The organism is Bradyrhizobium sp. CCBAU 65884 (assembly GCF_028128835.1).
GTDB classification, from domain to species: Bacteria; Pseudomonadota; Alphaproteobacteria; order Rhizobiales; family Xanthobacteraceae; genus Bradyrhizobium; species Bradyrhizobium ottawaense.
The window spans coordinates 102,072-113,239 of sequence record NZ_LBJU01000008.1 but is presented as its reverse complement, the minus strand read 5'-3'; the positions used below and the strand labels follow the sequence as shown (position 1 = coordinate 113,239).

Genomic DNA, 11,168 nt, shown 5'->3' with positions numbered 1-11,168 from the left:
GCGCAGGACCCGCCGATCATCCCGCCGGAAGCAAAATCAATGCTGAAACAGGGGTTATTATTGTACGCCCGGTCAGCAATTGCAACTAGTATACGCGCGCCGCACAAATTGAAAAGTGACAGTTTGCCAAATCGAGTTCCGACGCCAGGTTTTGCAACCCCTGCGCGCGAAACGGAAGCAACGTCGCCAGCCAACACATCAAACCGGGCAGACGCTCGCTTTCGCAAAGGTCATGCTCGCTGCCTGATCGGGGGGCCGTCCGGGCAAGGCCCACTTGAACGGGCCGGACAAATAGCCGCCGCCCCCTTACCCGAACAGCGTATCCACCAGCAGCTTCACGTTCAAAATCACGATGACGCCCGCGACGATCCACGCGATCGCCGCGACATATCCCGGAATCGCAAACTGCCCCATCTTGCGACGGTCGGAGACGAAGCGGACCAGCGGGATCACCGCAAAGGGCAGCTGCATCGACAGCACGACCTGGCTGAACACCAGCAGATCCGCAGTGCCGCGCTCGCCATAGATCGCCGTAACAACGATCACCGGAACGATGGCGATGCCGCGCGTGAGCAGGCGGCGCGCCCAGCTCGGCAGACGCAGGTCGAGAAAGCCTTCCATCACGATCTGGCCGGCGAGCGTCGCCGTCACCGTCGAGTTGAGGCCGGAGGCGAGCAGCGCCACCGCGAACAGCGTTGAGGCGATGCCGAGGCCGAGCAGCGGCGATAGCAGCTCGAAGGCCTGGCCGATCTCGGCAACGTCGGAATGGCCGCTCTTGTGGAAGGTTGCGGCTGCGACCACCAGGATCGCGGCATTGATGAACAGCGCCAGCATCAGGGCGATGGTCGAGTCCGTCGTCGCCCATTTGATCGCCTCGCGCCGGCCGGTGTCGTTGCGCTCATAGGCGCGCGTCTGCACGATCGAGGAATGCAAATAGAGATTATGCGGCATCACCGTCGCGCCGATGATGCCGATCGCGATGTAGAGCATTTCCGGGTTGGTGAAAATCTCGCTCTTCGGCATGAAGCCGTGCAGGACCTCCGCCACCGGCGGCGCCGCAGCCACGATCTGGACCGCGAAGCAGACCGCGATCACCGCCAGCAGCGCGATGACGAAGGCTTCGAGGAAACGGAAGCCGCGGTTCATCAGGAGCAGCAGCAGGAAGGCATCGAGCGCCGCGAGCAGCGCGCCGCCGATCAGGGGAATGCCGAACAGGAGTTTGAGCGCGATCGCCGTGCCGATGACCTCGGCGAGATCGCAGGCGATGATCGCCGCCTCGCAGGCCAGCCAGAGCAGGAAATTCACCGCCGGCGAATAGGTGGCGCGGCAGGCCTGCGCAAGGTCACGGTCGGTGACGATGCCGAGCCGTGCCGCCAGCGACTGCAGCAGGATCGCCATCAAATTCGAAAGCAGGATGACCGACAGCAGCGTGTAGCCGAATTTGGAGCCACCGGCGAGGTCGGTCGCCCAATTGCCGGGGTCCATGTAGCCGACTGAGACCAGATAGCCTGGGCCGACAAAGGCGAGCAGCCGGCGCCACCAGCGGCCAGCGGCCGGAACGGCGACCGTGGCGTTGACCTCGGCGAGACTTTTGGTGACGGGCGCATCAGCGCGCCAGCCGGCGGCGGGACTCAAATCAGGCGATCGGGCATCCATGGGGCGAGAATACCGAAATCGAGTCTTATTGCAACTCATTTGCAACTGCATCTAGCGGCATGGGTTCCCGTTCCTGCCTTTATTCGCCGCCGTGTCGGGAAGCGGGTGGGTTTGACGGCCGTTGGCGCCGGATACTGACGCCTACCCGACTTTGCAGGAAATGAGCCATGTCAAACCCGCCTCGCCTCCCCGACACCTTTGGCCGCCTCGCCTGGTCCAACCTCGCGGCGCAGTCGGCCGAGCAGATCGCATTGGCCGCAGCTCCCATCGTCGCCGTGCTCACGCTCGGGGTCGCCGAAGGCCAGACCGGCCTGTTGCAGACCGCACTGACCCTGCCCTTCGTGCTGTTCGCGATCCCGGCCGGCCTGCTCGCCGACCGCATCTCGCGTCGCTCGCTGATGGCCGGGGCCGAGGCGCTGCGGGCGGTGGCCCTCGGGACAATCGTGCTGCTGCTCGCGCTCGGCGCCCTCAATCTTCCGCTGCTGGCGCTGCTCGGCTTCGCAGCCGTGTGCGGCACAGTGGTCTACAGCGTGGCCGCGCCGGCGCTGGTGCCGTCCTTGGTCAGCTCTGACCTCCTGCCGGCGGCGAATGCCCGCATTGAGCTGGCGCGAACCGTCGCCTTCGCAAGCGGACCCGCCCTCGGCGGCGCACTTGTGGGATGGTGGGGCGCCAGCCCGGCCTTCGGCTTTGCCGCGGCGCTCTCGGCCATCGCTGTCGTGCTGCTCTCGGGCATCTTTGAACCCGCGCGTGCCCCCGCCCCGCGGCGCCATCCGCTCCAGGACATCCGCGAAGGCGCGGCCTTCGTATTCCACCATCCGCTGCTGCGGCCGGTGTTCATCACCCAGTTCATCTTCAACACCGGCTGGTTCCTGCAGATCGCGGTGTTCGTGCCCTATGCCTTGCGCCATCTCGGCCTCACCGCCGCCGGCGTCGGCACGGTGCTGACCATGTACGGCGTCGGCATGGTGATCGGCGCGCTGTTCGCAACGCGCGTGATGCAGCGGCTCGCGTTCGGCACCGTCGTCGGCCTCGGCCCGGTCACGGGTTTCGTTGCAGCTGTTGTGATGGCGCTGACGGTACTGATCCCCTCGCCCTGGCTCGCGGCGTTGAGCTTCTTCCTGCTCGGCGTCGGGCCGATCCTGTGGGTGATCTCGACCACGACGCTGCGCCAGTCGGTGACGCCGCCGCGCCTCTTGGGCCGCGTCTCCGCCATCAACATCATGAGCTACGGTGCCCGCCCGCTCGGCTCGGCGCTGGGCGCGATCGTCGGCGGCCTCTGGAGCGCGGAAGCCTGCCTTTATCTCGCGGCCGCCGTATTCGGCGTGCAGGCGCTGGTGATCTGGCTGTCGCCGGCCGTGGCGCTGGACCGGCAGCCGGACATGGTGGGGGATGAGGTGGCGGTGCGCTGCTAGTTACGCCGACATTGCGAGGAGCTCTTCGCGACGAAGCAATCCAGAATCCCTCCGTAGAAAGACCCTGGATTGCTTCGCTGCGCTCGCACTGACGGTGTGTGTTTGCTGCAGCCGGGCTAATTCGCCAGATATCGCTCGTAGCTCCCCGTCACAGGCTCGCTGGCATCGACCTCGGGATCGAGCGTGTAGAGATCCTGCGCGCGGCCGATGCCGCGTAGCGCGTAGCGGCCGGTGGACACGAGATAGCGCCGGCCGGCAGCATCCAGGCCCTTGTAGAATTCCGCCGATGCCAATAGCTCGCGGTCGACCGAGCGGCTCATCGAGGCGATGCGGCTGACCTCGTTCACCGTCGGCCCGACAACCGTGAAATCGAGCCGGTCCTCGCTGCCGATATTGCCGTAAAAGACCTCGCCGACATGCAGGCCGATATAGGCCGACGTCGTCGGGCGGCCATCGGCCTCCCGCCGCCTGTTCAGCGCCGCGACGTTCTTGCGGAACAGATGCTCGGCGCGGAGCGCAGCGCGCCGAGCATCCGCCATGTCCTCACCCCAGAACATCGCGAGCACGCCGTCGCCGATCAGCTTGAGCACGTCGCCGCCGGCCTCGTGGATCGCGTCGATCACGGCCTGCGCATAATCGTTGAGGAACGGGATGATCTCGTCGGGGCCGATGCTCTCGCTGATTCCGGTCGAGCCGCGCAGATCGGAGTACCAGAGCACGGCGTTGATGCGCTCGGTGACGCCGCGCGAGATGCGGCCGCGCAGCACCTGCTCGGAGGCGTCGCGGCCGAGATAGACGCGCCCGAGCGTGCGCGCGATGTCGACCTGCTGCGCCGATTTGATCGCGAGCCCCAGCACCGGGACGAGATCGCGCAGCGCCTCCAGCTCACCGTCGCTGAAGCCGCTGTCGCGGCGCGTGGTCCAGCAGGAATAGAGGCAGTCCATCAGGCCCAGCGCGCCGTTCTCGCCGAAGCGGTGCACGAAGGCGAGATAGTGCTTGTGGCCTTTTTCGGCGAGCTCGCCGATCTGCGAGAAATCCATCGACGGCGCGTCGGCCAGATCGATCACCATCTCGTCGTGGCCGTGCTCCAGCATGTGGAAGAACACCGAGCGGCGCCAGCTTGCGGCGGCGTCGCCCTCGGCGGTCGAGCCGTATTCGAACGCGTCGCTCTCGTTGCTGGGACGGTCGCTCCAGCGAAAGCCGCGGCCCTCGTAGATCGGATGCAGCGTGTCGATCACGACCAGCGCACGCGACAGCTCCAGCCCTTCGGCGCGGCAGCGCTCGCAGAAGCCGCGGAGCAGGTCGATTTCGGGAAGGCCCGTGAGCCCCTGGCCGGTCAGCCAGTTCATCAGCGCAAGGCGCGAGGACAATTGCATGCGCCATTATGGCGTGCATTCGTGACGAGCGGAAGGCCACGCGGAACGTCATGCAACCAAGGCGCCCGCCTGCAGCAGGTCGAATATGCCGCAACCGCTGTTGACGCAGTGTCGTGCCGGCTGCAAATGGAACCGATGTCCCTGCCGACCAGAAATACAAGACTATGAGCCAGCGCCAGCTTCCGATCATCCTGGCGCTCGGCACCACGCAGACCCTGGCCTGGGCGTCCAGCTATTATCTGCCGGCGCTGATCGCCGATCCCATGGCGCGCGACCTCGGCGTCTCCTCCAACTGGATCTTTGGCGCGTTCTCGGCCTCGCTGGTGATCTCGGCGATGCTCGGCCCGCGCATCGGGCGTCAGATCGATCTCGTCGGCGGCCGGCAGGTGCTGTCGGCTTCGAACCTGACGATTGCCGCCGGCCTCGCGCTGCTTGGCTTCGCGCATTCCGTCCCGGTGATGGTGATCGCCTGGCTCGTGCTCGGAATCGGAATGGCGATGGGGCTCTACGACGCCGCCTTCGCCGCCCTGGGACGCATCTACGGCACCGAGGCGCGCAGGCCCATCACGGGTATCACGCTGATGGCGGGCTTCGCCTCCACCGTCGGCTGGCCGCTCACGGCCTGGGGCCTGTCACATATCGGCTGGCGCGAGACCTGCTTTGCCTGGGCGGCCGCCAACATCCTGATCGGCCTGCCGCTCAATTTCTTCGTGCTGCCGACGATCAAGGGCGCCAAGCAGGCGGCGGCCGCGGCGGAGAAACCGCATCTGCCGCTCGACCGCACCATGATCCTGCTCGCCTTCATCTTCGCGGCGGTCTGGACCGTCACCGGCGCGATGGCCGCGCATTTCCCCCGCATCCTCGAGACGACGGGCGCAACGCCGGTCGAGGCGATCGCGGCCGGCGCGCTGATCGGCCCGGCGCAAGTCGGCGCACGCATCCTGGAGGCCGGCTTCCTCAGCCGCTTCCATCCGCTGTGGTCGACCCGGCTCGCCTGCCTCACCCACCCGATCGGCGCGGTGATCGTGGCGATCTTCGGCGGCGCCGCGGCGAGCGCGTTTGCGCTGTTCCACGGCTCGGGCAACGGCATCTTGACGATCGCGCGCGGCACGCTGCCGCTGTCGATTTTCGGCCCGAAGGATTTCGGCTACCGTCTCGGCATCATCGGCGCGCCGGCACGCATGGCGCAGGCGGTGGCGCCGCTGACCTTCGGCCTGCTGATCGACCTCATGGGCGCCAAGGTGCTGATCGTCTCGTCCGCGCTCAGCCTGTCGGCGCTGGCGGCGCTGTTCCTGGTTCGCACCAAGCCGCGGCCCGATTGACCATGCCCGAGGTTTCAAGCACAAGCGGGCCATGACCGAGGACGCTGGCCCGCCCCGCACATTCAAAAGCATCCTGCGCTGGGCCACCACCCCGCCGCAGGCCTGGGGCGTCTACCTCCTCGCCCTCCTCTTGATCTGGCTGATCTCATTCTACGCCGGCACCCTCAAGCCCAAGAAGACGCCGGACGCGAGCCCGCCCACAGTGACGGCACCGAAAGGCTGATCCGCCCTAGTCGTAAAACTCCGGCGCCATTTTCTGGCTGTCGCGCTGGGCCTTGTCGTGGTTGATCCAGAGCTGCGCCTTCTCCTTGGCCAGCGTGTCGGCGATCTTCTGCATCGAGGCTGCGCTCTGGTCCTTGTTGACGTTCATGCTGGGGACGCGGCGGTTGTCCCAATTATCCTTGAAATGGACGGCGTCGCCCGACAGCACCACCGCGCCGGTCTTCGGCAGTTTCACCAGCAGCGACTGGTGTCCGGGCGTGTGGCCGGGCGTCGACAGGATGGTCACGCTGCCGTCACCGAAGACGTCCTTGTCGCCTGTGAGCAGCTCCACCGGGTGCGAGGGCTTGAAGCGCGGCTCGTTGTTGGCGCCGGGCCAATCATATTCTGCCTTCTGCACGTAGAGCGTCGCCTGCGGGAACAGCTCGACATTGCCGGTGTGGTCCGGGTGCGTGTGCGAGACCGCCATCGCCTTGACGTCATCGGGCTTCAGCCCAAGCTGTTCGATCTGGGCGGCAAGCGTCTTCGGCCGGCGCCAGGTGACGGCCTTGGGATCGGCGGGCACGAGACCATTGGGCATGCTTGCGACGGAATCGGCGATGCCGGTGTCCCACAGGAACCAGCCCTTGCTGTGCTTGACGAGATAGCAGGTGTCGACGAAGTCCATCGTCTTGCCTTCGTTCAAGCCTGGCGTCCAGCGCGAGATATCGCCTGCGGTGCCCTCGCCGCAGTTGAGCACATAGAGCTTCTCGACGCCGGCCTTTTCCGATTGCGCCAGCGCCGCGGAACCGGACAAAGCGAGTGCAGCGATGGCGACAGCGAACGTGATCCTGGGCATCATTGTTCCTCCGGTACAGCCATGCGGGCTGCGACCGAGGATCAACCCCGGCCGCGCCGCGGAATTCCGCTTGCGCGGTTCACGTCAATGCGGGCATGTCTCGACCTCCACCGTGATGTGGCTGAGGCCCTTCAATCCGGCGAGCCGCCGCTTGTAGACCGCCGGCTGCTTCGGCTTGTCGGACACCACCGAGAGCAGGACGGCACAATGGCCGGGGCCGACCTGCCAGAGATGCAGGTCGGTGACGCGGTCGTCGCCGACCTCCATGCGTGCCCGGATCACCCGCTCCAGCTTCTCGTCGGCGCGCACGTCGAGCAGCACCGCGCCTGACGTCTTGATCAGGCCGAACGCCCAGCTCGCGATCACCACGCTGCCGATCAGGCCGACCGCCGGATCGGCCCAGACCCATCCCGAATACATGGCGACGGCAAGAGCTGCGATCGCCAGCACCGAGGTCGCGGCATCGGCCATGACATGGACATAGGCCGCGCGAAGATTGTTGTCGTGATGATGGTGATGGCCGTGATGATCATGGTCGTGGGCGTCATGTGCATGGCTGTGGCCGTGATGGTGATGATCGTGGCTGTCGCGCAGCAGCCACGCGCTGGCGAGATTGACGCACAGTCCGAGGACGGCCACCGCGATCGCCTCGCCATAGACGATCGGCACCGGATTGATCAGCCGCAGCACGCTCTCATAGGCAATCTCGACCGCGATCAGGCCGAGGATGATTGCGCTGGCGAAGGCGGCGAGATCGCCGAACTTGCCGGTGCCGAAGGTGAAATGCGCATTCCCCAGGTGCCGCCGCGCAAATCGATAGGCGAAGGCGGCGATCCCGAGCGCGGCGGCATGCGTGCCCATGTGCCAGCCGTCGGCCAGCAGCGCCATCGAGCCGAACAGCGAGCCGGCCACGATCTCCCCGACCATCATGACCAGCGTCAGGACGACCACGAACCAGGTGCGCCGCTCGTTCTCGTCGTGCTTCTGGCCGAGGAAGGCGTGGTCGTGGGTCCATTGTTCGATGGAATGGGAATGCATCGAATTCTCCAGGAGATTCAGCTCTGTTGGCGGACAGTATAGTCGCCGTGCATCACTTTTCGAAGGTCCAATCATCCCGCGGATTGACAGTGCTTCCTAGTTTCGCTGTAATCCGCGCCATGGGGATTTGAGCGATCTCCCCACGAGGCGACATGCCCAAGTATCGCGTCCCCCGGTTTTTGCGAGGACGCATCATGTCTACGTTCACGACCATATCATCTGACAAATTGGCACGGCTGATCGGCACGGCGAACGGCCCTGCCCTGATCGATGTGCGCACCGACGAGGATTTTGCCGCCGACCGACGGCTGATCCCCGGCTCCATCAAGCTCAGCCACGACAATGTGACGGACTGGGGCGGCGACTTCGCCGGCCGCCGGGCCGTCGTCTCGTGCTTCCGCGGTGAGAAGCTCGCGCAGGGCACGGCGGCCTGGCTCCGCCAGCTCGGCGTGGAGGCCGAGACGCTGGAGGGCGGCTTCGAGGGCTGGAAGGCGGCCAAGCTGCCGCTGGTCGACGCCCGCAAGCTGCCGCCACGCGATGCCAAGGGCCGCACCGTCTGGGTCACGCGGGCCCGACCCAAGGTCGACCGCATCGCCTGCCCCTGGCTGATCCGCCGCTTCGTCGATCCCAATGCGGTGTTCCTGTACGTGGCGCCGTCCGAGGTGGTCGCCGTCGGCGAGCGATTCAATGCTGCCCCCTTCGACATCGAGAACGTGTTCTGGAGCCACCGCGGCGAGCTCTGCACTTTCGACGTGATGATCGAGGAGTTCGGCATTGCAACGCCGCCTTTGCTGCGGCTGGCCACGCTGGTGCGCGGCGCCGACACCGCGCGGCCCGACCTCGCGCCGGAGGCGCCCGGCCTGCTCGCGGCCTCGCTCGGGCTGTCGCGGATGTATGACGACGACCTCGCGCAGCTCGAGGCCGGCATGACGCTGTACGACGCCTTCTACCGCTGGTGCCGTGATGCCACCACCGAGACCCACAACTGGCCGACCAACAAGGTGAAGGCTTAATGGACACCCGTAACGTTCAAGCTGGAGCTGATGCCGGTCACGGCATCAGCTTCGGTGAAGCCTTTCGCGTCTGGCTCCGCGTCGCCTGCCTGAGCTTCGGCGGGCCTGCGGGCCAGATCGCGGTGATGCACCGCATCCTGGTCGAGGAGAAGAAATGGATCTCCGAAGGCCGCTTCCTGCATGCGCTGAACTACTGCATGCTGCTGCCGGGACCGGAGGCCCAGCAGCTCGCGACCTATGTCGGCTGGCTGATGCATCGCACCGCCGGCGGACTGATGGCGGGCGGCCTGTTCATCCTGCCCGGCATCATCGCCATCATGGGCCTCAGCTACATCTACGCCATCTACGGCAATGTCAGCTTCGTCGAGGCGCTGTTCTTCGGGCTGAAGGCCGCCGTGCTCGCCATCGTCGTCGAGGCCGTGGTGCGCGTCGGCAAGCGCGCGTTGAAGAACCGCGTCATGATCGCGCTGGCGGCAATCGCCTTCGTCGCGATCTTCTTCTTCGCCGTCCCCTTCCCGATCATCATCATCGCCGCCGGCCTTATCGGCTACGCTGGCGCGCGGAGCGGCCGTGGCGAATTCGCCCCCGCCGGTCACGGCCATGGCGACAGCACGGCATTGATCGACAGCATGCTCGGCGAAGCCGTGCCCGAGCATGTGCGTCCCAACACCGCGCGCGCGATCGGCGTCGGCGCGTTCTGGCTGGCGCTCTGGCTCGTGCCGGTGGTCGTGTTGCTGCTCGCGCTCGGGCAAGGCAACGTGTTCAGCCAGATCGCGCTGTTCTTCTCCAAAATGTCGCTGGTGACTTTCGGCGGCGCTTATGCCGTGCTGGCCTATGTCGCCCAGCAGGCGGTCGAGCACTATCATTGGCTGAAGCCGCACGAGATGCTCGACGGCCTCGGCATGGCCGAGACCACGCCGGGCCCGCTGATCATGGTGCTCCAGTTCGTGGGCTTCATGGCCGCGTTCCGCGATCCGGGCGGCCTGTCGCCGTTGTTGGCTGCGACGTATGGCGGACTGCTCGCGACCTGGGTCACCTTCACGCCCTGCTTCCTCTGGATCTTCGTCGGCGCGCCCTATATCGAGCGGCTGCGCGGCAACACGGGATTGGCCGGCGCGCTCAGCGCCATCACCGCGGCCGTCGTCGGCGTGATCCTCAACCTCTCGATCTGGTTCGCGTTGCACACGCTGTTCCGCGAGACGGTGCCGGTGCATGCGTTTCCGCTGGATTTCGACAGGCCGGTGCTGACGAGCGTCGATCTCCCCGCACTGGTGCTGGCCATCGCGGCAGCAACTGCGATCTTCCGGTTCAAGCTGGGGATGCTGACCGTGCTTGCGGGCTCATGCGCGGCCGGGGTGGCGCTGCGGATGGCGGGGGTGATTTGAGGCACGTACTCGTCGGTTCGTTGTGTCCGGTTTGCGGTTGGAAGGCGACATCGAAGCCGGCGGAGTTGCATGGTGGCTTTGGGCCAGGAAGAGATACGGCCCCAGCACATTGGCGCCGCCAGATAACGGGCGACGCCCGAGACATTCGTTTCAGCTCAGATGGCAGCTCCGGCCAGCAAGAAAGTGCCGCCAAGTGCGACCATCACAAGTCCAGGCCAGTTCGATTTGATGCCGAAGCCGCCACCTGGCCTTTCAGGCTCCAGCGTGTCACGCCCGGAGCGAAGCCACCTTCCACCGCTGAATCGTCCTCGCCAGATGGGCTGAAACGCCATCTGGAGTATGCCGCCGAAAACGAGCAGCACACCAAGCCATATGAGGGTCATGCTCACCTCCTCTACCCGTGAGCGCCGATAGAGCTGCGCCGAAACTTTGGTCCATTCAGCGTCTATCCGCGGCTCTCGGAATCAGACCGACCTTGAAAGCCGCCGGACGCACCAGCGCGCCGCACGCAAGGCTGGGGATCGCCCTCACCGAAGCTCAGGCTACCTCCAAGCATCCCGCTTAGTCTTCGTCCGGCTCGCGCACGACCGGCGATTCGTCGGTTTCCTCATCCTCTTCGTCCTCATCCTCTTCGTCGTCATCTTCTTCGTCGTCATCAGGATCTCGAGGCGGCATCGCGTTGCTCATAACCGCGAAGACATGCCAGTCGATCCTGGCGGGAACCAGCTCGGGGAGTAGGGTCATGTTGTTGCTCCTCGGATGTGAGCCCTGGGGCACTTTACCCCTTTTTCGGCGAGGCAGGTGACCGAGATGGTCCGCGTGCGAGCCAGAGCTTCCTTCCTTGGGGCATCTTTCTCGCGATCGGCGCGAGCCATAGCCGTTTTGTTCGAGCGTGAGCTTGCGCGCCAA

The 11,168-nt window shown here is 65.8% G+C and carries 11 protein-coding genes; 5 read left to right on the top strand and 6 right to left on the bottom strand.

The window, feature by feature from the left end:
- Positions 1-306: 306 nt before the first annotated feature.
- Positions 307-1,656: an Nramp family divalent metal transporter gene (locus XI03_RS01290; RefSeq protein ID WP_028144269.1), complete on the bottom strand. Its 1,350-nt coding sequence runs from the start codon at positions 1,654-1,656 to the stop codon at positions 307-309.
- Positions 1,657-1,823: 167 nt separating this feature from the next.
- On the opposite strand from XI03_RS01290, the gene XI03_RS01285 reads away from it, so the two are divergent.
- A complete protein-coding gene (locus XI03_RS01285; RefSeq protein WP_271591064.1) occupies positions 1,824-3,068 on the top strand; it encodes an MFS transporter in 1,245 nt (414 codons plus the stop codon).
- A gap of 116 nt (positions 3,069-3,184) precedes the next feature.
- Here the strand turns inward: XI03_RS01285 and XI03_RS01280 are convergent, their stop codons facing one another.
- Positions 3,185-4,444: an adenylate/guanylate cyclase domain-containing protein gene (locus XI03_RS01280; protein ID WP_271591063.1), complete on the bottom strand. Its 1,260-nt coding sequence runs from the start codon at positions 4,442-4,444 to the stop codon at positions 3,185-3,187.
- Between the two features lie 164 nt (positions 4,445-4,608).
- Between XI03_RS01280 and XI03_RS01275 the strand changes: the two genes are divergently transcribed.
- Positions 4,609-5,766, top strand: a complete 1,158-nt coding sequence (locus tag XI03_RS01275; protein ID WP_028144266.1) for an MFS transporter — start codon at positions 4,609-4,611, stop codon at positions 5,764-5,766.
- A gap of 31 nt (positions 5,767-5,797) precedes the next feature.
- A complete protein-coding gene (locus XI03_RS01270; protein WP_271591062.1) occupies positions 5,798-5,989 on the top strand; it encodes a hypothetical protein in 192 nt (63 codons plus the stop codon).
- Positions 5,990-5,995: 6 nt separating this feature from the next.
- Here the strand turns inward: XI03_RS01270 and XI03_RS01265 are convergent, their stop codons facing one another.
- Entirely contained in the window at positions 5,996-6,826 is an 831-nt protein-coding gene (locus tag XI03_RS01265) for an N-acyl homoserine lactonase family protein (protein WP_212477162.1), read from the bottom strand.
- Positions 6,827-6,907: 81 nt separating this feature from the next.
- The gene (dmeF, locus tag XI03_RS01260; RefSeq protein WP_271591061.1) at positions 6,908-7,861 is read right to left on the bottom strand and encodes a CDF family Co(II)/Ni(II) efflux transporter DmeF; all 954 of its coding nucleotides are present in this window, start codon (positions 7,859-7,861) and stop codon (positions 6,908-6,910) included.
- Between the two features lie 194 nt (positions 7,862-8,055).
- Between dmeF and XI03_RS01255 the strand changes: the two genes are divergently transcribed.
- Both XI03_RS01255 and chrA read left to right on the top strand, forming a co-directional pair.
- Positions 8,056-8,874: a chromate resistance protein ChrB domain-containing protein gene (locus XI03_RS01255; RefSeq protein WP_028144262.1), complete on the top strand. Its 819-nt coding sequence runs from the start codon at positions 8,056-8,058 to the stop codon at positions 8,872-8,874.
- Positions 8,874-10,259: a chromate efflux transporter gene (chrA, locus tag XI03_RS01250; protein ID WP_271591060.1), complete on the top strand. Its 1,386-nt coding sequence runs from the start codon at positions 8,874-8,876 to the stop codon at positions 10,257-10,259. Before XI03_RS01255 ends, chrA begins: the two co-directional genes overlap by 1 nt.
- 155 nt (positions 10,260-10,414) lie before the next feature.
- Here the strand turns inward: chrA and XI03_RS01245 are convergent, their stop codons facing one another.
- Positions 10,415-10,642: a hypothetical protein gene (locus XI03_RS01245; protein ID WP_026202141.1), complete on the bottom strand. Its 228-nt coding sequence runs from the start codon at positions 10,640-10,642 to the stop codon at positions 10,415-10,417.
- 178 nt (positions 10,643-10,820) lie between these two features.
- Positions 10,821-11,003, bottom strand: a complete 183-nt coding sequence (locus XI03_RS01240; protein WP_038950900.1) for a hypothetical protein — start codon at positions 11,001-11,003, stop codon at positions 10,821-10,823.
- Between the last annotated feature and the right edge of the window lie 165 nt (positions 11,004-11,168).